The 21,661-nt window shown below is 46.1% G+C and carries 21 protein-coding genes, 2 tRNA genes and 4 pseudogenes; 6 read left to right on the top strand and 21 right to left on the bottom strand.

Annotation, left to right across the window (positions count from 1 at the left end):
- Positions 1–64: 64 nt before the first annotated feature.
- From RE628_RS23175 to RE628_RS29815, 6 genes and pseudogenes are all read right to left on the bottom strand, one after another.
- Positions 65–1,663 carry a multicopper oxidase family protein gene (locus tag RE628_RS23175; RefSeq protein WP_309155356.1) on the bottom strand — a complete coding sequence of 533 codons (1,599 nt, stop codon included), beginning with the start codon at positions 1,661–1,663 and terminating at the stop codon, positions 65–67.
- A gap of 178 nt (positions 1,664–1,841) precedes the next feature.
- Positions 1,842–2,447, bottom strand: a complete 606-nt coding sequence (locus tag RE628_RS23180; protein WP_309155358.1) for a VanZ family protein — start codon at positions 2,445–2,447, stop codon at positions 1,842–1,844.
- 78 nt (positions 2,448–2,525) lie between these two features.
- Positions 2,526–3,404: pseudogene (gene vanY / locus RE628_RS23185) on the bottom strand (VanY-A/VanY-F/VanY-M family D-Ala-D-Ala carboxypeptidase).
- A gap of 111 nt (positions 3,405–3,515) precedes the next feature.
- Positions 3,516–4,621, bottom strand: a pseudogene (locus RE628_RS23190) (ATP-binding protein).
- Entirely contained in the window at positions 4,614–5,309 is a 696-nt protein-coding gene (locus RE628_RS23195; RefSeq protein ID WP_309155361.1) for a response regulator transcription factor, read from the bottom strand. Before RE628_RS23195 ends, RE628_RS23190 begins: the two are co-directional and overlap by 8 nt.
- Positions 5,310–5,499: 190 nt before the next feature.
- Complete coding sequence (locus tag RE628_RS29815; RefSeq protein ID WP_375143132.1) at positions 5,500–5,739, bottom strand: DUF4358 domain-containing protein; 240 nt, start codon at positions 5,737–5,739, stop codon at positions 5,500–5,502.
- A gap of 191 nt (positions 5,740–5,930) precedes the next feature.
- Here RE628_RS29815 and RE628_RS23200 point away from each other — a divergent pair, with 191 nt between their 5' ends.
- The 4 genes from RE628_RS23200 (at position 5,931) to RE628_RS23215 (ending at position 7,747) form a co-directional block, all read left to right on the top strand.
- On the top strand, positions 5,931–6,488 hold the full coding sequence (locus tag RE628_RS23200) for a DUF1697 domain-containing protein (RefSeq protein WP_309155363.1): 558 nt from the start codon (positions 5,931–5,933) through the stop codon (positions 6,486–6,488).
- Positions 6,489–6,574: 86 nt separating this feature from the next.
- The gene (locus RE628_RS23205; RefSeq protein WP_309155367.1) at positions 6,575–6,763 is read left to right on the top strand and encodes a DUF6199 family natural product biosynthesis protein; all 189 of its coding nucleotides are present in this window, start codon (positions 6,575–6,577) and stop codon (positions 6,761–6,763) included.
- A gap of 66 nt (positions 6,764–6,829) precedes the next feature.
- Positions 6,830–6,903, top strand: a tRNA-Gly gene (locus RE628_RS23210).
- Positions 6,904–7,069: 166 nt separating this feature from the next.
- A complete protein-coding gene (locus RE628_RS23215; RefSeq protein WP_309155371.1) occupies positions 7,070–7,747 on the top strand; it encodes a phosphatase PAP2 family protein in 678 nt (225 codons plus the stop codon).
- A 163-nt stretch (positions 7,748–7,910) separates the two neighbouring features.
- Here RE628_RS23215 and RE628_RS23220 read toward each other — a convergent pair whose 3' ends face one another.
- The 5 genes from RE628_RS23220 to RE628_RS23240 form a co-directional block, all read right to left on the bottom strand.
- Entirely contained in the window at positions 7,911–8,834 is a 924-nt protein-coding gene (locus RE628_RS23220; protein ID WP_309155374.1) for an ROK family protein, read from the bottom strand.
- Positions 8,835–8,878: 44 nt separating this feature from the next.
- The gene (locus RE628_RS23225) at positions 8,879–9,565 is read right to left on the bottom strand and encodes an N-acetylmannosamine-6-phosphate 2-epimerase (RefSeq protein ID WP_309155378.1); all 687 of its coding nucleotides are present in this window, start codon (positions 9,563–9,565) and stop codon (positions 8,879–8,881) included.
- 431 nt (positions 9,566–9,996) lie between these two features.
- Positions 9,997–10,070: transfer RNA gene (locus RE628_RS23230), tRNA-Arg, on the bottom strand.
- Positions 10,071–10,139: 69 nt separating this feature from the next.
- Positions 10,140–10,520: a hypothetical protein gene (locus RE628_RS23235; protein WP_309155380.1), complete on the bottom strand. Its 381-nt coding sequence runs from the start codon at positions 10,518–10,520 to the stop codon at positions 10,140–10,142.
- Positions 10,521–10,559: 39 nt separating this feature from the next.
- Entirely contained in the window at positions 10,560–10,853 is a 294-nt protein-coding gene (locus tag RE628_RS23240; protein ID WP_309155382.1) for a hypothetical protein, read from the bottom strand.
- A 157-nt stretch (positions 10,854–11,010) separates the two neighbouring features.
- Here RE628_RS23240 and asnB point away from each other — a divergent pair.
- Positions 11,011–12,854, top strand: a pseudogene (gene asnB / locus RE628_RS23245) (asparagine synthase (glutamine-hydrolyzing)).
- 75 nt (positions 12,855–12,929) lie between these two features.
- Here asnB and RE628_RS23250 read toward each other — a convergent pair.
- The 8 genes from RE628_RS23250 to RE628_RS23285 all read right to left on the bottom strand — a co-directional run bounded on the left by RE628_RS23250 (position 12,930) and on the right by RE628_RS23285 (position 19,857).
- Entirely contained in the window at positions 12,930–14,207 is a 1,278-nt protein-coding gene (locus tag RE628_RS23250) for an S-layer homology domain-containing protein (protein ID WP_309155383.1), read from the bottom strand.
- A gap of 92 nt (positions 14,208–14,299) precedes the next feature.
- Positions 14,300–16,057 (bottom strand): glycoside hydrolase family 18 protein, encoded by a 1,758-nt coding sequence (locus RE628_RS23255; RefSeq protein ID WP_309155385.1) that lies wholly within the window; start codon positions 16,055–16,057, stop codon positions 14,300–14,302.
- Positions 16,054–16,683 (bottom strand): fibronectin type III domain-containing protein, encoded by a 630-nt coding sequence (locus RE628_RS23260; RefSeq protein WP_309155389.1) that lies wholly within the window; start codon positions 16,681–16,683, stop codon positions 16,054–16,056. The genes RE628_RS23255 and RE628_RS23260 overlap by 4 nt, the downstream gene beginning before the upstream one ends.
- Before the next feature lie 513 nt (positions 16,684–17,196).
- A complete protein-coding gene (locus RE628_RS23265) occupies positions 17,197–17,832 on the bottom strand; it encodes an XTP/dITP diphosphatase (RefSeq protein WP_309155391.1) in 636 nt (211 codons plus the stop codon).
- Entirely contained in the window at positions 17,832–18,590 is a 759-nt protein-coding gene (gene rph, locus RE628_RS23270; protein ID WP_309155393.1) for a ribonuclease PH, read from the bottom strand. The genes RE628_RS23265 and rph overlap by 1 nt, the downstream gene beginning before the upstream one ends.
- 205 nt (positions 18,591–18,795) lie before the next feature.
- Positions 18,796–18,951: a hypothetical protein gene (locus tag RE628_RS23275; protein ID WP_309155396.1), complete on the bottom strand. Its 156-nt coding sequence runs from the start codon at positions 18,949–18,951 to the stop codon at positions 18,796–18,798.
- Positions 18,948–19,538, bottom strand: a complete 591-nt coding sequence (locus RE628_RS23280; protein ID WP_309155399.1) for a GerMN domain-containing protein — start codon at positions 19,536–19,538, stop codon at positions 18,948–18,950. Before RE628_RS23280 ends, RE628_RS23275 begins: the two co-directional genes overlap by 4 nt.
- A complete protein-coding gene (locus RE628_RS23285) occupies positions 19,459–19,857 on the bottom strand; it encodes a hypothetical protein (RefSeq protein WP_309155401.1) in 399 nt (132 codons plus the stop codon). Before RE628_RS23285 ends, RE628_RS23280 begins: the two co-directional genes overlap by 80 nt.
- Positions 19,858–20,001: 144 nt before the next feature.
- Here RE628_RS23285 and RE628_RS23290 point away from each other — a divergent pair.
- Positions 20,002–20,569: pseudogene (locus RE628_RS23290) on the top strand (phosphatidylglycerophosphatase A).
- A 70-nt stretch (positions 20,570–20,639) separates the two neighbouring features.
- On the opposite strand, the gene RE628_RS23295 reads toward RE628_RS23290, so the two are convergent.
- Complete coding sequence (locus tag RE628_RS23295) at positions 20,640–21,080, bottom strand: MBL fold metallo-hydrolase (RefSeq protein WP_309155403.1); 441 nt, start codon at positions 21,078–21,080, stop codon at positions 20,640–20,642.
- On the bottom strand, positions 21,077–21,649 hold the full coding sequence (locus tag RE628_RS23300) for an MBL fold metallo-hydrolase (RefSeq protein WP_309155405.1): 573 nt from the start codon (positions 21,647–21,649) through the stop codon (positions 21,077–21,079). Before RE628_RS23300 ends, RE628_RS23295 begins: the two co-directional genes overlap by 4 nt.
- Between the last annotated feature and the right edge of the window lie 12 nt (positions 21,650–21,661).

Consider the following 21,661-nt stretch of genomic DNA (forward strand, 5'->3'; position numbering starts at 1 on the left):
TATCCCGCAATGTCCGAAAAAAGCCGCTCGCACCTTAGGTGCAAGCGGCGTTCTGTATAACAAGTTATTCCGGCATATTGTCCACATTGGGATCAGGCGTGTAGCCACTCTGATAACCGTTATATTTAACGTCGGTAACCATCCCTGCAGAGGCATGATGGAGATCATGACAGTGGAACATCCAATCCCCTGGATTGTCTGCCTCGAAGGCCACATCATATTTTTCACCCGGCTTTACATTAAGAGTATCCTTAATTACAGGCGACCCATCAAGCGGCTGTCCATTCTTGCTCAACACTTGAAAGAAGTGGCCATGCAAATGCATGGGGTGATCGTCTTTTGTGGAGTGGTTCATAAAAGTGACCTTGACCTTCTCTCCTTTATCGACCCGGATCGGATCTGTGTCGGGAAATACTTTGCCGTTAATCGTATAGACCATCTCTCCACCCTTCATCGCCGTGTTCAAATTCAGTAGAACTTCCTGATCGAAGGATTGACCTATCGAAAAGCGTGTCTCGGCTTGTTTGCCGTATTTAAGCAGATCGAATTGCGGCAATACCTCAGAAGCATTCGATACATCTATCTGTTTATTCTCAGCGCCTTCATAAGCAATAACGGCCTTCATATTCTGTACACGAGCTTCACTGCCATGCTCCTCCAGTAGCCAATTCCCCGGATTGTTCGCTGTAAATTCGAGATCATACCTCTCTCCCGGAGCGATAGCTATCCCTTGATCTGTAATGACGGCTGGACTGTTAACTGGTTGTCCATCAGAGGAGACGATCTTGAACTCATGACCATGTAAATGCATCGTATGTGTTAAATAACCGGCATTAATCAGGCGGATTCGAACCTTCTCACCTTCTTTGACGGTCAGCTTATCGATCGCGTCGCCTGTCTTACCATTGATGGTATAGAGGTCATACATGCTCATGTCATGCCCCATTCCGCCCATGTCCCCCATATCCATCTGGCTGTGGTCCATTCCCTCCATATCACTCATGTCCATATTCCCATGATCCATGCCGTTCATACCGCCATTCTTCGTAGTATCCGCATGGTTCGCATCGCTGCCCATATCCATGCTGCCAGCACTCATCCACTCATCAAGCACAAGGGTATAATCACGATCATAGTCTTCATCTGGACCCTCCACAATCAGTGAACCATAGAGCCCTTTATCCAGTTGATTAACGCTATCTTGATGTGAATGGTACCAATATGTACCTGGGATTGTTGCCTTGAACTCATATGTGAAGCTTTTACCAGGTACGACTGCATCCTGCGTAACTCCAGGGATTCCATCCATCCCGTTCGGCACAGGATAACCGTGCCAGTGGATAGAGACGGGTTCCTCAAGTTCATTCTGCAATTTAATCTTAACGGTGTCGCCGACCTTCACACGAATTTGTGGACCTGGTACGGAATTGTTAAAGGTCCATACCGGAAGTGTCTTACCCGCAGACACCTGCAGGTTACTCGCTTTTGCCATAATTGTGTATTCCTTACCATCGACAACGAGCGTTTCTCTTGTTAGAGTTAGCGGGCTTGATGGGCTAGCTGTAGGTCTGCCTGCGGTTTCCGTAGCACCAGACTTTGCGCAGCCCACCGCCACGATGCTGATCGCTCCGACTGCCAGCCATATTTTAAATTTCTGAATCATCCTTCTGATCCACCACTTTCATATTCTGATAAATGTTACTTTACCCAGAAAATGTGTGGAAACGGTGAGGACTGCTTAATTTTTAATTTCTTCTATTTAAAATAATTTGAAGCAAGCTTATCTAGATGCTTCTCTCATTTTGACAGGCAAAGAAATGGGTTAACTAAATACCCAATTTTCAATATAAGGTTGGATAAAAAAACATGGCTATCCATGAAATAAAAATATAAACGTATGCTTCTCTGCCACTTTTCCAATTATCGTCCTTGCGGAAAATAACGGTTAATTGGGGACATGCTTCTTTTAATACTACGAAGCCCAAATACCCGATTATTGTCCCGAGGGTATTCATCAATAAATCATCAATATCTGTTGCACGATAGTTAAATAGTTGAGATACCTCAATCGCTAGAGACATTAGTAGGCCACTCGTCCATGTTATATATGGATTTTCGAATTTTTTCCATAGCAAGGGTAGAAACAAACCAAAAGGAATGAAAAGAATTATATTTTCTATATACTGAATAAAATTAAATGTAATATCTCTGAATGGAATTAAATTCAGGTTTATAAACACTTTTGAATACAATACAGATGGGATTCCGGTCACAGATAGCATTCCTGCCAAAAAGAAGCAAAACAAATAAGTCATTATCGTATAGGCCACAGAAGTCTTGTTATTATTCTTTTTGCTTTTCAGTATCACAAACTGAAAAATCAATACCATAGGTAAAATAGCGATAAATCCGCACAATGATTTTATAACTAAATTTATTACAAACATGATTCTTCCTCCGAGAAGAAAATGATCTATCCCACATCTACAACGCAGGTGCGGGACGGTATGGCTTGTATCTATCTATCAATCATACACAGTCACAATTATCCCCCGGTATTATCACCAGAAATTTCATATTGCCAGGTTTATTGGAACTTCAATAGCTGGAGTTTGAGAAGCCGGATAATACGATATTGTATAAACTTTTCCTTTAACTTTGACCGAGATCTCCCTCTCCTCCTGCAAATAACTTAAATACTCCTCCAGCACATAATTCCGCTCATGCATAATCGCGCTATGAGGTAAGCCGACATAACGGATATGCCAAGGTTCGTACTTTATCCCGGTAATATCGATCTTGTCCTTCGGATAGCGTAAAACGAAGCCGTACTTCCAGGCGTTCTTCTCGATCCACCGCCCTTCAGGAGCTTCTGACATCTTCGATTGGGTTGATCCTACATCAAGCGATAGTCCTAAATTATGCTCGCTGTTCCCTGCTGGCAGTGCATATTCCGAGCCCATCTCTTCATATAGAGCGTTTTGCTGCTTGAAATCCCGATAACCACTGCTGATTAGAAAGCCTTTGACTCCGTCCTTGTTCGCAGCCGCGACCATATCCATAAACTTCTGCGCTACCTCTTCAGATAGGCGAATGTTGTTATCTAGCACTCCGTAACCCTGCATCAGATTCTGGTGATCGAATAAATTGACAATATCTGTTCTTACACTCTCTTGTTGTACTGTGAATTGTTTGTTAACCAGCAACAAGTTGCCTTGATATATATCGCTGTTCTCAACATGTATTTTCCTCGTTGTCTGGGATGCCTTATGTTGAGACGTATCGGAATTATTAGACAGCCTAAGACTTTTGATCTTCACATCTTCCTGCAAAAAAGGCTCTATTTTAATAAGTAAATAGCATAACCCCAGCATAAATAGCACGACAAATACCCTCTTCTTCATTCCCCAGCTTCCTCCTTGAAATCTGCTTGCCCATTAAGAATAGAGAAAACTAATAAAATAAAGAGTAGGGTATTCTTAAAATATTTCTTAAATTTTCCGCATTATCCGTAGTTACTCGGCTTTTTCACCCTCTTGCGGAAAGCGTACCTCGAATACGGTTCTGATCAAGCTGCTCTCCGCAGTAATTGATCCCTGATGCTGTTCCACAATATTTTTGGCAATAAACAGGCCGAGTCCTTTGCTGTCCTCTTGATGTGATCGTGCCTTATCTCCATTAAAGAACATGTCAAAGAGATAAGGTAGATCCTCAGGTGGATACTATCTCCGTAATTGACAACTTGTACAATGATTTCCTCATTCTCTATATACCCGTTAATATCAACGAATTGCCCATCTGTTCCATAACGAATCGCATTGGTCAGGAGATTCTCAAATACACGAGCCAGTAGATCTCCATCACCGGTCATGGATAGCGCCGAGACTATATTCATGCGAACCTTCAAGTTATTCTTCTCAAATACCGGATACAATTCCTCACTCAGCTGAATAAGCAGTTCACTTATATTGATCTTCGTCTTCTTGAGCTGCAGCATGCCATAATTCATTCTCGTTATTTCGAACAGTTCATCGATCAGCTTCTCCAGTCGCTGGGATTTGTTGAAGGCGATCGTAAGATAATGACTCACTTGTTCCCGGGTCAATTGTTCATCCCTTAGAAGCAAATCGAGGTAGCCCAGAACGGAGGTCAGCGGCGTCCGCAAATCATGCGCCAAATTAACCACCAACTGATCCTTACTGCTCTCTGAAAAATCCCCTCTCTCCACAGCTTGTCTGAGCTGCATACTAGCCAGATTAATATCCTCCGCAATCGCTCCGAATTCATCCTTTGATGGAATCTGCACCTGCTGTTTGAAATCACCGCGGGCAAGATGATTAATCCCCTCAGAGATTCGCTTAAAATAAATAGAATATGGCTTCGAGAGCAAATAGAAGAATAGAATAGAGAGCGGGATAAACAAGATAAGGAAGAAGTTTACATCTCCAATACTTTTGATCACTTTTCGGTAATATGCCATTGAATCCTCAAGACGCACATTATTGCGGTAATAGCTCTGCAGGATCTTATAAACGGTATAAGTAATAGCACCAGACAATCCCATACTTGCCCCAAACAACATCAGCATCTTTGAACGGAAGCTTTGTGTGATTCTAGCCATTGAACGAATACCCTACCCCCCATACCGTTTTTATCCATTTATCCTTTTGCTTATCTTCCTTCAGCTTCTTGCGCAAGGTACGGATATGAACCATCACGGTATTACTGCCTTCGAAATAAGCTTCACCCCACACTTGCTCAAAAATATTCTCCACACTGAACACTTTTTTCGGATGACTGGCTAGCAAATACAAAATATCGAACTCCTTCGGCGTCACGACGATATCCTCACCATATAATGTCACGGTCCGGTGATCGACAGAGATCACTAGCCCACCGAATTCAATTACCGTAGACTGCTCTGCTCTAGGTTGGTTCAGCTTAGTATATCTTCGCAGTTGCGCGTTCACACGGGCCACCAGCTCGATCGGAGTGAATGGTTTCGTCATATAATCATCGGCTCCGATTACAAGACCATGAACTTTATCGAAGTCAGATGTTCTTGCACTGAGGAAAATGATCGGCATGTTGTATTCTTCACGTATTTGGCGTGTTACATCGTACCCATCCATCTTCGGCATCATAATATCCAAGATAAGTAGATCGATCTGCTGCGATTGGATGACCTGCATCGCTTCATGTCCATTATAGGCTTTGATGACATGGTAGCCTTCCTTCTCCAAATGGATCGAGACCAAATCAGCAATCTCTACTTCGTCATCGGCGACCAGAATTGATATGCGTTCCACTACTCCACTCCCTTATTAAGTCACGTCCAATTCTCTATCTATTCTCTATGATTTCCATTTTTTATTCAAGAAAGGAGTCCAACGGTCATCAAAAATAAAACAACCCTTTGATTCCAGCAAAGGATTGTTCATGTCGCCAACTAAAGCCGCTCATCCGGTGGCATGCCGGACCATTGACTCTACTCATTATTCATAAGAGTATCCTCGAAGGTCTTCTCAACCGCCTCCGCATTATTCGCGATGATGAGTACGACATATGGACCGATCTGTTAATGATCCGGTTCTTCACCTTTTCATATTGATCCGGTAAATAACTTACCCAGAGCTTCTCCTGATTTTCGCCTTCTGCTTCAAGAGCTTCTTTAAAAGCATTAACATTTTTCTTACCTACTGCCTTTAAAACAATCAACTCGTCCGAACGAATGGTTATCCGTGCTTTTAATTATATCAAAACTAGTGTTTATCGTATCCGAAGGAAGGTGAAAATAACCTCTTTACCTGAAGAACCGTTAATCCGTTACATAAAAAGATGCACTTCGATCATCTGTGATCTATCGGTTATAATAGCAGTATGGAAATTTATTGAATAATTAGGGCGAACCAGCGGAAGAGAGGTATAGGATGGCTATTTACATTGCATTATTAAGAGGGATCAATGTTGGCGGTAAGAACAAAATTAAAATGGACGATTTAAAGCGAATCCTTACAGAATCGGGTCTGAAGCAAGTCCAGACCTATATCCAGAGCGGGAACGTTCTGTTTGAATCCGATGAGACGGAAGCCAAGCTAAGGCAACATATAGAACAGCAAATCGAAACAGCGTTCGGATTTCCGATAAGCGTCGTTTTGAGAACCGAACAAGAACTGCAAGCCGTAGCCGCAAAATGCCCTTTTACAAAGGAGCAAATCGCTGCGGCGGATGCTGCTTCAGATACGGAAAGTCTTTATGTTGCATTTTTAATGGACATGCCGATGGATCAGGATTTAGAGCGATTAAGCAAATATGAAACGGATCAGGAGCAATACAATGTCCTCGGCCGGGACATTTACCTTTTATTCTCGGATAGCGTCCGCAACTCCAAATTAGCCGTACAGATTCAGAAATTAAGCTCCCCCTCCACCGTGCGGAATTGGAAAACGGTTAATAAGCTCCTGAGTCTGTCTGAAGAAATGAAATAATAACGCAATTAAGCGAACACCTGAGGTGTTGTGAATATGATATGGATATAGTGCCGATCTAACAACACCGAAAAGGTGGAGAAAATATGACTGTGCTCATTGCGGTTTTATGCGTCATCTTAGGGGCGATATCTGTTATCTTCCCAGGCCCGATCTGGTACCTGTCTTACGGATGGAGGTACAGGGACATGGATCCTAGCCGCGCTGCGCTAATGACTCAGCGCGTTGGTGGCATTTTGCTATCACTCATAGGTTTCATCATGATCGCAGTATAAATTTATGATCATCAGACCTCTTGATCTTACCGCTGCATAGCATTATAATTAATAATGCTCATTGATGCGGGTGTAGTTCAATGGTAGAATGCCAGCTTCCCAAGCTTGAGGCGAGGGTTCGATTCCCTTCACCCGCTCCATATATCAGCACATCCGACCTTTGGAGGACTCCAAGGGTCTTTTTAATTTCTCAAGGTCTATTTTACAATTTTTGCCTAATAAAAGGGTTGAAGTAAATAACGGAGCGATGTACAATAGATAGCATGCTTTCTAACTCATACTATCCTACAGAAAGGCTTTGATGACGTGAATAAGTTAATTGAGCGGCTCCCAGAGAATTGGAGAGGCTGGCTTCCCTTGTTGCTTATGCTTATTTTTCCAGTGCTCGGCGCTCTGTACAAACTTGTAAATCGCCCGAAGGGGCATGTCTACTATCTTGGCACCTCATTCGATCAGGCGACGCCATTCATTAAGTATTTCGCACTTCCTTATGGAGTCTGGATATTCTTCATTTATGTATGTATTGTATATTTCTTCTTCAAGGACCGTAAGTCGTATTATAGATCCTTATTACTGTACACGGTCTCTGCCTTGTCTTGCTATGTTATCTACCTGATGTTTCAGACTACTGTGCCCCGGCCAACTGTAACCGGGAATGACCCATTCAGTCTAATTGTAAAATATATATACAATCGCGATCTGCCATACAACTGTTTTCCAAGCATTCATTGTTTCTCGAGTTATATGGTAATGCGACTGATCTGGACTAGTCCGGCCCGCAACCGCGTAAATGTGGCTCTCATTAGCGCCATGTCCTTAACTATCATCGCTTCAACACTGCTTATCAAGCAGCATGTCGTTGCCGATGCCTTCGCAGGCATTGCACTTGTTGAATTTTATATTCTGGTATTGTTCCGGCTTCCAAGCCTATATCGCAGCCGTTCTTCCAAAGAACAGGTGCATCAGCGTGGTTTAAATGCCTAAAGTCAGATAAAGAAGAAGCTCTCCATTCACTGGAGAGCTTCTTCTTTTATATCATTTTAAGTTCATGTCTAAAAAGTCAGACTTTCAGCACCGAGAAGGTTGGATGAGCTAGGGCTTATCAAAGGGGGACTTTTTAAACAACCTCTTTAAATAAAATAACCTGCTACAGCCCCAACAACACCACCATTATCCCCAAGGATGCCGCAACAACTCCAATCTCCTCTGCTCTCTCCCTAAAAACGGGGAGCAATTGCTGCGATAGTTGACTACGAACCGGATTCAGTAAGAAATCCCCTTGCCCGGTAATGGCTCCTCCTATCACGATTCCTTCCGGATTAAACATATGGACCATGTTCGCCAGCCCTACCGCAATATACCTACTGTATTGCTCCAGGACATGAATGGCCGCCTCATTCCCGTTCTGTGCGAGGACAAATACATTTTCCGGTTTATGAACTTCCGCGAGATCTGCCCCAACTTCCCTCACTAATTTCATCAAGCCTGTAGCAGAAGCATACTGCTCCCAACAGCCTGTTCTTCCACAATTGCATGGGTATCCGTCAAATTGAATAACATGATGGCCTATTTCTCCAGCGAACCCGTCACGCCCCGGATATCGCCGGTGATCGATAATCAGACAGCCACCTACTCCAGTACCTAAGGTAATACAGATGAAATCCTTCCATTGTCTGCCGGCTCCTACCCATGCTTCCCCGAATGCCATCGCATTGGCATCGTTATCAACCAATACAGACAAGCCTGTCATGGATTGCAGCCAGTTGCCAAGCTCCATTCCAGACCATCCCGGCAAATTGTCCGTGGCTCCCATAACGATACCTGTCCGGCTATTAACTTGACCAGCCGTTCCAATGCCGACACCCGTTACTTTCCATCCTCTGCTGTCCGAGTACTGCTTCATTTCCTCCGTAATTTCGGTAATTCGGCTTAATAATGCCTCTCCGCCTTCATGGGCCTTTGTAGGAAGATTCAAATGGTGAATAACTTCCCCGTTGGCATTTACAATCCCTGATTTGATGTTCGTACCGCCAATATCCAAACCGATGGCCACTTCTTCGGTATGCCTCATTCATTCAGACCTCCATCTCTATCGGTTCACAAATAGATCTATTACTATCGTAGCGCATCAGTAAACTTCTTTGTAATTAATTGCGGTCTAGTGATGGCTCCTCCAATCACAACGGCGTACGCCCCTGATTGAAGACACTGTGAAGCCTGTTCAGGGCTGTAAATCTTTCCCTCAGCCAAAACAGGAATACTGACACTCCGGCTTAGATCAGCAACCAATTGTATATCCGGTTCTTCACTTTGTGGACTATACTCCGTATAACCAGATAAAGTAGTAGAGATTAGATCGAATCCCATACTTTCAGCTGCTTCCCCTTCTTCGACGGTCGATACGTCTGCCATCAATAGTACTTGATGCTTCTCTCTGATCTCCTTCACTAAATCTGTTAGATTCTTACCGTCCGGCCTTGCACGCAGAGTGGCGTCCAAGGCTACAATATCAGCTCCGGCCGCAATTACACCTTCGATTTCTCGTAAAGTAGGGGTTATGTAAACGTCAAACCCGTTATATTCTTCCTTCCATAGACCGATAAGCGGTAAATTTGTCACCTTCTTGATGGCACTGATATCCTGAGGCGTATTCGCTCTAATCCCCACCGCATTACCCATTTCAGCCGCTAGAGCAAAGCGTGCCATATATTCACTTCCATAGAAAGGCTCACCCTCGAGGGCCTGACAAGACACAATAAGCCCCCCTTTAGAGCTTGAATGATTGGATGCAGCATAGCTCAACTCTCCTTATATCGTTTTTTTCTTTATCTTGATCTCAATACATAATCAACTTAGGAGATAATCTCCTTTTACCGTATAAATAAAGGTTATTTTCTTCAATTATAAATGTCTACCTGTTCTTTGTAAACACCTATTCACCTCTGAAATCGCTTATACTTCTCCTTAACTAGCCTAAATAAAACTTAAAACCCCTCAATATCCTTGTTATAAAGGGTATTAAGGGGTTCTCATTCCATAGGACGCAAAAAAGCTCTCCACTATGGAGAGCTTTTTACTATACGTCCCAGAAGGGATACTCGCGCTCCAGCGCGAGACTCCGTTCGCCCTCACTTGCTGGCGCAGTTGGGCTCACTTCGACGATCCCCTAGGGGTTCTCACCCCAAAGAACGTATGGAAAAAGACCAGTTCAAATGAACTGGTCTTTTTCCATACGTCCCAGAAGGGATTCGAACCCCTGACCGACGGCTTAGAAGGCCGTTGCTCTATCCTGCTGAGCTACTGGGACAAAAAAAGAATGCGTTATTAATTATATCGCATCTAGCTTTTTTTTCAAGAGGTTTTATTTTACGTTTAATTACATATTATGGGGGTTGGGACTGGAAGAGAACTTCTCCTTCAAGCTCTCGGAAATACCTATATATCCAAGCAATAACTGTTTGAACTGCTCCCGTTGCACTGCGGGCTCGGGCCATCCCTCATCTCCGAACTGATCCTCAGTAATGACACCGCAAGCTTGGTGCATATCATTATTGAACCAATCCGTCTCCAGACTAGCTTCACTACGCAGCATTCTGACGATCTCATATTGTTCGCCACCTTGGTTCCCGAAAGAACGGGCCATATATACTAACAGCTCGGGGGCATCTACCTCTCCTGGGCTCACTATGATTTCTACACACATCATCCCATCTATTTCAGTTAACCGTCTGACCTTGGCATCTTTTATATAGTACATTTTCCCACTTATCCTCTCAGAAGCCTTAATTCTCATATCCTATACGCTGTAGTAACTGTCTAGTCTCCTCCGTACCAAGTCGGTAAATTTCACGGTATAAATCATCAAGTACACTCTGATAGCTGCTATTGACCGTATCCTCTGGGCTGTCCGGCCATGGGTACGTATAGGCGAGGAAGGTGCTCTCTTCTTCTCACCGAGTAACTCCAGCTTATGGCTGATCGAATCAACCTCCTCCGGGGCCGCCATGATCACCCATTCATAAGAAGTCACCTGTGGATCATCAAGCACCGAACGCCCATGTACAGACACATAATACGTCTTTTTCTCCATTTATTCCGCTCCCTCCAGGCCTGGTCATCTAATTTAGTCATAGTTTTCCGTAATGGACAGACATTTTATGCCTACTTCCGGCATAATGTGTTATTACTTTTCGCCCGGCCAACGAACGAACGGGAACGGAAGCCATCATAGAGAGGAGAAACCATAAATGTGTGGAATTGCCGGCTTTATCGAATGGAACCGGGATCTGAGCAGAGAACTGGATCTTGTTCTATCCATGACATCCTGCCTCGAGACAAGAGGACCTGATGCACAAGGTACTTGGATTTCCGGTCCTTGCGCCTTTGGTCATCGTCGCCTAAGTGTCATGGACCCTGAGAACGGGGCTCAACCGATGACCATTCAAGAGGAACAAGCAGTCTTTACCATTGTATATAACGGTGAAATTTACAATGCTCCTGAGCTTAAAGAAGAACTACGGCAACGAGGGCGCCAATTCAGAACTAACTGCGACACTGAGGTTCTGCTCCAAGCCTATATTGAATGGGGACCTGAAGCTGTACAACGTCTTAACGGAATATTCGCTTTTGCAATATGGGACAGCGTTCGGGAACATATATTTTTTGCCCGGGATCGACTCGGTGTCAAACCTCTCTTCTATAGCGAAGCAGGGGATACCCTTGTTTTCGGTTCCGAACCAAAGGCCTTACTCCAGCATCCGAAAGTAGAAGCTTCAGTCGGCCCCGAAGGCCTAGCAGAAATATTCGTTATCGGCCCGGCCCGAACACCTGGACATGGGGTTTACCGAGACATCAAAGAATTGCTGCCCGGACAGGTTATGATATTCAACCGATCGGGACTACGAAGCTTCGCATATTGGAAGCTTGAGGCCCAGACTCATGAGCACAACGTGGAGGAAACAGCAGCTCATGTTCGTACGCTACTGCAGGACACGATGGATCGTCAGCTTATCTCCGATGTTCCTGTCTGCACCCTTCTATCCGGAGGGCTCGACTCCAGCGCTCTGACCGCGCTAGCCGTCGATTATTATCGCAGAAGCGGCCAAGGCCAAATGCATACTTATTCGGTTGATTATGAAGGGAATGATCAATACTTCAAGGCCCACAGCTTCCAGCCCGGAGCCGATGCCCCATGGATCAAACGGATGGTTGATGAGCTTGGAACCGAGCATCACTGGATTACCTTCGATACTCCAGAACTCGTTGACGCTCTAACGGACTCCACTCTTGCCCGTGACCTCCCCGGTATGGCCGATGTCGACGCTTCACTGCTCTTATTCTGCAGAGAGATCAAAAAGGGAGCGACCGTAGCAATTTCCGGTGAAGCTGCCGATGAGGTGTTTGGGGGATACCCCTGGTTCCACCGTAAAGAATTACTGGAGTCCGGTACTTTCCCCTGGTCAATAGCTACGAATCTGCGCTCAAGCCTGTTGTCCCCAGAAATTAGAGACTGGATTCGCCCTGAGCAGTACGTAGCAGATAGATACAGCCAAGCTGTATCTGAAGTTCCCCATTTAAACGGGAAAACGAAGATCAAGCTCGTATGAGAATGATGTCATATCTTAACATCACCCGATTCATGCCTACATTGCTGGACCGCAAGGATCGGATGAGCATGGGCGCCGGACTCGAGGTCAGGGTCCCCTTCTGTGACCATCGACTCGTCCAATACGTATGGAATATTCCGTGGGAGATTAAGACCGTTGGCGGTCGCGAGAAAGGTATCCTGCGCAAAGCGCTTGAAGGCTTTCTCCCTGAGGATGTTCTCTACCGCAAAAAGAGCCCCTATCCGAAAACGCATCATCCCGACTATTTAGCCAAAGTGAAAGGACAAATGCTCGAAATTCTCGATAATCCAGCATCGCCGATTCTCCCACTGATTGATGCGGACAAAATACGCTCTATCGCCGCATCACCAGAGGCATCCAGCAACCTCCCCTGGTTCGGCCAACTGATGTCTGGGCCGCAACTATTCGCCTATCTAACTCAGGTGAACTATTGGCTATCCCATTATCAAGTCTCCATCCGTTAACAAGAGATGATAATTCAAGAGGGACTGTCCCCGGCCAATGGCCTGGCGGACAGTCCCTCTTTATTAACTACTTAATTAATTCGATAAGCCGAGTGAACGAAGCATTCTCATCACTGTGGCGGCCATTTGCGCTTTCGTTACATTCGTTCTTGGCGACAAGGAGGTAGCGGAGACACCCCTCATAATGTTCTGCTCTACCATCAGTGCCATGGAACTCTGCGCATAGTCAGCGATCTCCTGACGATCCTTAAATCCTGCCAGCAGAGTCGTATTAGCTGTGTGGCCCTTACCAACGTATTTCATCACATTGGCCAACATCACAGCCAGCTCCTGACGGGTAATCGCTGCATCTGGATCAAAGCTGTCTGCGGATCTCCCCTGAACCAAGCCCGCCTGCTTCGCCGCGGCGATTTCTTCCGCATACGGTGAATCCAAACTTACGTCAGCATACGGCGCTACGCTGCTCTGATCTTGAATGAGTCCCAGGCCTCTAACGATCATAGCGATAACCTCGGCGCGTGTAATATCACGTTTGGTACCGAACTGGTCAGCGGAATCTCCGAAAGCGATCATCTTCGTGACGGCCGATGAAATATCCTGAGTCGCCCAGTCCAGATCATCCTTGAAGCTGGAACTACCGTTATCGATCAGAGTGAAAATACCGTTAGCATTTAATTTCAGCTCGGCCGTGATCGCATCGGCGTTCTTTGCGAATAAGGCCGGTACGGCATGTAAATGAACCTTAACCGGAATATACGCCACGCCTGCGATGCGCCCAGTACTTACACCCGCCGCACTGAAGTTCACCTTACCGCTCACATAAATATTGCCAAAGGAAAGCGGTTCGGTCGTCTTGCCATCTGCGGATATTTTCTCAAGCTTGAGCTGGAAAGGTTGACCATAGGTTTTCTTTCCGGCCAGCAGTGCTTGCAATGCTTCCTCTAACGAAGGATCAATCCCTCCTAACGTCAGCTTAATCGCGGTACCTGCAGGGAATATTGAAACAGGGAAAGTAAATTCCATCCCGTTTAAGACGATGGTTAAACTGGAATTATCGATCCCGGCAAAAGCCGCTATCACCTCTTGCGGCAATGTAATCTCCGCCTGCTTCAAACCCTCCTCAATAACAAGCTTGAAGGAACTCGTCTGTGCATTTTTAATGGATTTTAACGTCTCTGCGACTGGAAGAGTGACAATGGCTTTCTCACCTTCCTTAACAATCTTCGCCGTCAGTAATCCCTTGTCATTGGATCCAGGTTGAGATGAAGGTGTAGTTCCTGAACTGGAACCGCCACCTGACGGAGAGGATGGTCCGGAAGGTGAGCCCGAATCTGTATCTGCGTCCGTCTTCACGTTTAGGCTCTTAGAGGCAGCGGAAACTCTATTGAACTTCTCACCGTCCCGATCAATTGCCAGAGTATGAACCTTATAAGTGGTAGCAGATGTCAGTCCCCCACTGTATAGCTCGTTGTATCAGAATAACCTGCAAATTGGTCATTTACATAAACTTCATAAGCATTTGCCCCAGCTACCGCATCCCATGTCACTTTTATAGACTTCGTCGAAGTTGAAGCGACCTTAGGCTGACTTGGTGCTGCAAGCTCTTGTGTATTCACTTTACCATCAATCGGCAGAGCACTGTTCAACGCCGCAATCAGCTTCTTGTCACGGTCACCGCTTATTTCCCAGTTCATCGTACCGGCGATATCAAGAGTTTTTACCAATGAGGCAGTATATAGCATCGTGTTCTCATCGTTGTACGTCATAAAAATTTGTTTATCCGCATTGTACAAATAAGCGACCTTGGCCGCATCGTTCCAATGACGTTCATAACCGTTCTTATTCACATAATTGTGATCCAAATCAGTGAAATCGAAGATTCCGGTCTCCCAAGTACCAAAGGAGGTTGATGATTTAGAGCAAGTCTGATATTCGCCGCCTGCAGGACAGCCTTCCCAGCCCTTCCCGTAAAAAGGTACGCCCACAACGAGCTTGTAATTTGGCACGCCACCGTTCAAATGACCAAGCAGACCGCCTCTTACATTATTTCTTGGCGCGCTTGAAGTAGGCAGCTTCTTGTCATAAAACAGCGGAGAATTGTGGTTGGCCAGCTCATCCCACTTACCGCTATAGTCGTACGTCATAATATTAATGAAATCAAGATAAGCGGACGAATTGGCAAAATCGGCATTGACGACAAAATTGTCGCCTTGTCCGGACGCCATTGTCAGAAGATAATACTTCCCGTCCACAGATCCTGCCGCATCGAGCGCATCCCGTAAGGCAGCCATCATCAGGGTGAAATTCTGCTTATCTTCTGGTCTTCTGGAGTTTGAATCATCTCCTCCCTCAACCGGATATTCCCAGTCAATATCGATGCCATCCAGTTCATATTGTCTTAGAAATTTCACTACCGAATTGGCAAAAGAACGACGGGTAATTTCATCGGCAGCCATATTAGAGAAGTTCTTTGACCAGGACCAGCCGCCTACGGATACCATTAGCTTAAGGTTCGGGTGTTCATCCCGGATTACACTGAAAACCGCGAAATTGTCTATATCTACTTCTGGATCACCCACGATGATTTCACCGTCAAATACATAATCCTCCTGCAGCGGAAGATCCTCGTTCTGGCATTCAGCTCCACCCGAGCCAAACTTCTTCCAGCAGAGATCAGCGAAGGCGTAATTGATATGAGTGATCTTCGATACGGCTACATCCTCAGGATAGAATTTCCGATCATGGACAGACCATCCCGTATAATAACTCACTAACGTATAATCACTACCCGGAACGGCAGTTATCGCTGCACCCATAGAAGATTCCCACAGTTCGTTCTTGGCTATGACGGCAAAAGAATAAGATTTCCCTTCCGTAAGACCGCTAGCTACATAGCGATTATTCTCGCTGCTACCCAGGAAATTATCGTCCATATCGACATCATAATACGTTGCTCCCGGTACAGGTGCCCATCCCAAGGAGACGGTCTGACGAGTCGCTGTGATCACTTGCAGATCCTGCGGAGCCTCCAGCGCACCCCAGGTGATTGTCACCGGATTGCTATCAACAGAAGGTGAAACCCCAGTTTTCTGAGCCCCGACAGTGAAGGTGAACTTCGTACCGGCTTCAATCTGATCTCCTAGTGAATAGGTGACGGAAGTGGCCGTATTTTCCCAGGTTCCCGTTTTCCAAGCCCCGTTCACATACAGATCATAACCTGTTGCCTCAGGGCTGACCCCCAGTTCAAAGTGACATCTTGATCCGTTATATCGATTATTTTTAAATAGCTAGGCGGACTCAAAGGCGGGTCCTTGTATTCGCTCGTATCGGCGAGTGTAGTAAAGGTCACAATGTTACTCTTATAATCTAAAGATGGCCTGTCTTTGTCCCAGGTAATAAATACTCTATACGTCGTTTCAGGCTCTAGGCCAGTAATCGTCATGTTCCAGCGACTTCCATACGTAATCCATTTCCCGGTATCAGCATTCCAAATATCGATATTATTGGGGTCAGTTTCATCCCCAACGAGATCCCACTTTATTACGGCTCGATTATGGTAAACCTCTGCTACCGCAAGATTCGTTGGCCCCGACTTTACGTCAGAATCGCTACTTAATATTGCAGCATCTGTAGCTTCATTATCAGGTTGGGTAAGTTCTACAGGTGGATCGGAAGGTTCTTCAGGCTGGAAAGTTACGATCGGTTGATCTGCCGGTTCTTGCTCAGCGGCATAAGTTCGTGAGGAATCAAGCAATGGCCCAAAGGCCAAGAGGAGGGCTAGAAGAACAATAGCAGCCCTAAAAAACTTTTTACGGTAACGAAAAAGCAATCTGGTCACCCCTCTATTCAACTAAATTTCGAAAATAAGTGCTTGTTCAAGAAAAAGTGTTATTCTTGGAAGTGATGTAAGGTCTACAAAAGCTTGAAAGAATAATGTTTTGCCTGCTGCACGTGATCTCGTGTGTATCATCATTTTCAAAATCCAGTCTTTTGAAAGCGGTTACCGAAACTAGTATATTAATGCATCCCCCTCCCTCATTACGTTAAATCTTACTTTGAATTCATTGCCCCTTCTCTTTCTTCCAAAGCCAAATGGATATCAGATTAGCGAGAAGTGATATGAGTTACATTACATCATGGGACCTCCGGGATAAGAACGGAAGGGATAAATTTTTATCATATAGGGGTAAAAAATTACATAATCTACCTTTTATGACAAACCTATTGTTAATTATTAATAATACGACAAAGTTTGTATCTAAAAGTGTGCGTTTAAGAACATAAAAAAGCTTGACCCAAGAGGAAATATCCTCTCGAATCAAGCCTATATCCACATTATATATTATTGACGTGCACGTTGTTCCAGCTTCTCAGACAATTGCCTTAGTGCAGCTCCGCGATGGCTGATGGTCTGCTTCTCTTCCATGCTTAATTCCGCCATCGTCTTCTCATACTCGGGCAGGTAGAACAACGGATCATAGCCGAAGCCTCCCGATCCCGCTGGCTCCGCCGTAATCCAGCCGTCTACCGAGCCTTCTGCTTCAATAAATTGTCCATTAGCCGGATCGTATAGAGCCAGATGGCAGACGAATTTTGCCGTACTCAGCAGCGGCTGATCGGTATCCTCACCCTGTTGCTTACGCTCTAGAGCTTTTAATAGCTTCTCATTGTTAGCTTCATCCGAAGCTTCTTCCCCAGCATAGCGAGCAGAATAGACCCCTGGTTCTCCATCTAGTTGATCAACACAGAGCCCTGAGTCATCGGCAAGTACAGGCTGTCCAAGCCGATCGCCTACCTCTTTAGCCTTCTTGCGCGCATTATCCGAGAAAGTCTCTCCATCCTCAACCACCTCAGGCACATCGGGGAAGTCGTACATGCTCTTCACCGGCTTGTTCAGAAAACCAAGCGCATGCGCGAATTCACGAACCTTGCCCTGGTTGCGGGTAGCAACAATAATTACATTACCGTCCAAGCCCACTACGCTTGTCCTCCTGTCTCATTACCACTTATTTTAAGCGCAATCGGTCCCAGAACCTCCTGCTGCTGCAATATCATTTCGTTAATTCCCTGCTCCGCCAATTCCAGCATACGATCAAGCTCTTGGCGCGAGAACGGATTCTCCTCCCCGGTTCCCTGCACTTCTACGAACTGGCCTTGTCCGGTCATGACCACATTCATATCAACCTTGGCCTTGGAATCCTCTTCATATTCGAGATCCAGTACTATATTCTCGCCGACAATCCCGACGCTAACAGCAGCCAGGAAATCCTTAATCGGGAACTTAGGCAGATTATGCTTCTGCACGAGCTTATTAATAGCAAATGTCATCGCCACAAACGCACCTGTAATCGATGCGGTCCGCGTACCGCCATCCGCTTGAATCACATCGCAGTCCACCGTAACAGAACGCTCCCCAAGAGCATGGAGATCCACGACCGAACGCAGTGAACGACCGATCAACCTTTGGATTTCCATTGTCCGACCACTAAGCTTGCCGCGCGCCGATTCACGCTGATTCCGTGTCTGCGTCGCACGTGGTAGCATCGAATATTCCGCCGTAATCCAGCCTTTGCCTTGCCCTTTCATGAACATAGGAACTTTCTCGTCAACTGTCGCTGTGCAGATCACCTTTGTATCGCCAACCTCAATAAACACGGAGCCCTCTGCATATTTATTTATGTTTACGGTCAATTTCATTGGCCGCCGTTCATTCACTTTACGTTCGTTAGGTCTCATAATAATTGCCTCCTACATTTTTCATGCTGTCTGTTTGCTTCCCTATTCTACCAAAACATAGACATAAAAGCATCTTTTCGCTTTACCTTAACCCAATTATCCTGTGATTATCCGAAGCATAAATACTTCTAGACCTCGTCCCCCATCTAGTCTGCAAAAATAAAGGAGGGACCTTATGGTGCCCCCTGAGCTTTACATCTCGCACTTATAGCGCTATATCGTTGATCCCCTGCGGACGCATAACCGGTTGACCATAATCTTGATTGTCCGTTCCGACCACTTCTTTCTCGCCGTTCAGCCAAATCCGGACCTTGTCCTGTGCTGAATTCTCCGATACCGTAAGCACCAGCGACTGCATCATTTGCGCGGGAAGCTTCTCCCGGGATCGAACATATCATCCTCAATCGATACGGTGACTACCCCATTGTCAGAACGTTCAACCCCGTCAAGCACCGTATTTTGTGTAACTGCATTCTCGAGACCATCACCTTTCATTGGGCCCTTGATCAGTTCATCGACGGCCGCAGCTACAAGGTCGCTTCCATAAGGGACGAAGCGTGTCACTGGCACGAAGTAAGCTGTTCCGTCCTCTGTAGCAGCTGAGAAGAAGACCGTTACCGGATTGGATTGCGATAGATTTGTCTCATTGTCGAGCTGAAGATTTATTCCGAGCGAGCGGTTCAAAGGTCTGTCCAGCGGCATGCCACCCACCGGCATTTCGTTCAGTTTGGCACCATCCATCCATAGCTGTACGTTCTCAATCTCTGGATTGTCGATTAAGGTCCAAGTAAGCGCCTCGACAATTTTCCGCTCATCAGCGGCGGGGTAATTGGCGAATTCCTTACTGAATTCAACGACGGCCAACTTCTCATCCGATTTCAACGTTACCGCCTTCACTTCCGTTCCTTTTGGAAGCCCCCGCGAAGCCAGCGGGAAGCAGCTTAGCATATGGACCGTCGCTGACTAGTGCTTCCAGCGCCGCCATCGTCTTCGCCGTAGCATCATCCCCCTGAGACAAATGCAGTGAGATTGGGGCGAGAAGACCGTGGTCATTTTGCAAATATACAGTCGATACCGCTTCTCCTGCCGCTAGGCTTGTCTGACCGGCTGCGCCTGTTCCTTGCATCATTTGCGTCTCAAGATCTGTAGGCGGTGGATCGATCTGTGATGAGGGGCCTGTACCAAACAAGCTGCAGCCTGATAACACGATCGGCAGGGCCAGCACACTGACCATTGCCGAGTTTCGAATCTGGCGGTTCCATTTCATAACCTGGGTTCCTCCCTAACAATTTACTAAAGGTTTGTATTACTATATATACGAGCCCCCTCGCGAAAAATAACTATATTTTTCCGGGAAGTGGACATACTGCATCATGCAATCGTGTGATGAAACTATTAAGGAGTAGAGGTGATGGCTATGGAACAACCAAAAGCAAAAACGCCTTATAGTCTTAACAGTAAAAAGTCGCCAACGCGACTAAGGACTGGCTGCATAAGCGTGGAGTAAGATTGGAGGAAATTGCGGAGCTGGTCTTATTCCTCCAGCAGAAATACTATCCGAACCTAACGATGGAGGAATGCCTACATAATGTCGAGCAAGTGCTGACGAAAGAGAGGTTCAGAACGCTGTTCTGACTGGCATTCAACTCGATATTCTCGCCGAACAGGAAGCTTTAATTCCCGAGCTCCAGGACATGATCTCCAATGATGAAGGTCTGTATGGAGTGGACGAGATACTAGCCTTCTCCATCGTAAACGTCTATGGAAGCATCGGCTTCACCAATTATGGCTATGTCGACAAACTAAAACCGGGGATTCTGGAACGGCTGAACGATAAATCACTCGGTCCAGTTAATACCTTCCTGGACGATATCGTCGGTGCCATCGCCGCTTCCGCTAGCAGTCGTATTGCCCACCGTAAGCAGGCGGAACGTGAACGTGATAACGGTGAGGAAGTTAACGAAGAGGATCATAAATAAGAATATAGAGAAACGAAACCAAAGGCTGCTTGTGAAAGTGAAATCAAACTTTCTTCACAAGCAGCCTTGTTTATTTTTCAGCAAATAAAAGGGTTGCACTTGCACCGTATGGATCATCGGTCATACCGTCGCCTGGAATCTGTTCAGCTTGTCCCCGTCTTACTAGTTCAATCAGATGGGCGAGCGCCTCTGACATGGCGAACCGCATCTGATGGATCCCCAGCTCGGTTCCGAACAACGCACTACAAACCGCAAATCCGCTCATAGGTTGCTTCGTCAGCAGCGCCTGTACAGTCGCAAGGCGCTCTTCATGATGCCTAACCAACATTGCGGTTCGTTCGGTAAAATGCGTAAAAGGGCGACAATGTCCCGGAAAAGCTAGAGCTACTTCATATTTTCCAAGCTTCATAAGCGAGTCCATGAACGATTTGAGCGGCTGTGGATCGCTTCCTGGCATCAGGCTTACGTTAGGAGAAATTTGCGGCAGAACCGCATCGCCACACAAAATCAAGCTCCGTCTCTCGTCATAGAAGGACAATGTCCCGGTGCATGCCCGGCGCTCTCAATGGCCTTCCAACTATGCCCGCCCATCATCATATCGTCTCCTTCATGAACATACGTAATATCAGCTGACGGACAGACCTGCGGCATGAAGCTCTCCATATGTGCCGGGAGCTGTTTGATCCACTCAGCTGGCATGCCATGAGCCTTATACAATTCAGGCAAAGACTTATTCATCGTACTCCCCGGTCCCCACATCCGCAGCGTCTCCTCATGCGCGCGATGCGACATGTAGACCGGGGCACCGCTCCATTGCTGCAAATAACCCGCCATCCCGTAATGATCCGGATGGTGATGAGTTATGACGATCGAGCAAATATCCTGCGGCGCTAGACTTAGGTCTTGTTGAATAGCTGTCCATGCGGCTTCCCCGGCCACAGTATGCGGTCCTGGATCAAGGATGGTAATGCCCTCATCCCCTTGGAGTATGTAACTGTTAACGTAACGCAATGGAGGTGCCATTGGGACAGGAATACGGGTGAGGCGGTATTCCTCCCATGCTTCAATCTGCCAATTCATGACGATATTTCA

The sequence above is a fragment of the Paenibacillus sp. D2_2 genome (genome assembly GCF_031199965.1).
Lineage (GTDB): Bacteria > Bacillota > Bacilli > Paenibacillales > Paenibacillaceae > Fontibacillus.

Excerpts from the sequence above, each read along its gene's own strand:
- RE628_RS23280 (WP_309155399.1), bottom strand. The coding sequence starts at position 19,538 with ATGCTAAGCTGCTTCCCGCTGGCTTCGCGGGGGCTTCCAAAAGGAACG.
- RE628_RS23220 (WP_309155374.1), bottom strand. The coding sequence starts at position 8,834 with ATGAGGCATACCGAAGAAGTGGCCATCGGTTTGGATATTGGCGGTACG.
- RE628_RS23200 (WP_309155363.1), top strand. The coding sequence starts at position 5,931 with ATGGCTATTTACATTGCATTATTAAGAGGGATCAATGTTGGCGGTAAG.
- RE628_RS23285 (WP_309155401.1), bottom strand. The coding sequence starts at position 19,857 with ATGAAATGGAACCGCCAGATTCGAAACTCGGCAATGGTCAGTGTGCTG.
- rph (WP_309155393.1), bottom strand. The coding sequence starts at position 18,590 with ATGAGACCTAACGAACGTAAAGTGAATGAACGGCGGCCAATGAAATTG.
- RE628_RS23175 (WP_309155356.1), bottom strand. The coding sequence starts at position 1,663 with ATGATTCAGAAATTTAAAATATGGCTGGCAGTCGGAGCGATCAGCATC.
- RE628_RS23275 (WP_309155396.1), bottom strand. The coding sequence starts at position 18,951 with ATGATGCAGTCGCTGGTGCTTACGGTATCGGAGAATTCAGCACAGGAC.
- RE628_RS23300 (WP_309155405.1), bottom strand. The coding sequence starts at position 21,649 with ATGAATTGGCAGATTGAAGCATGGGAGGAATACCGCCTCACCCGTATT.
- RE628_RS23180 (WP_309155358.1), bottom strand. The coding sequence starts at position 2,447 with ATGTTTGTAATAAATTTAGTTATAAAATCATTGTGCGGATTTATCGCT.
- RE628_RS23240 (WP_309155382.1), bottom strand. The coding sequence starts at position 10,853 with ATGGAGAAAAAGACGTATTATGTGTCTGTACATGGGCGTTCGGTGCTT.
- RE628_RS23205 (WP_309155367.1), top strand. The coding sequence starts at position 6,575 with ATGACTGTGCTCATTGCGGTTTTATGCGTCATCTTAGGGGCGATATCT.
- RE628_RS23235 (WP_309155380.1), bottom strand. The coding sequence starts at position 10,520 with ATGTACTATATAAAAGATGCCAAGGTCAGACGGTTAACTGAAATAGAT.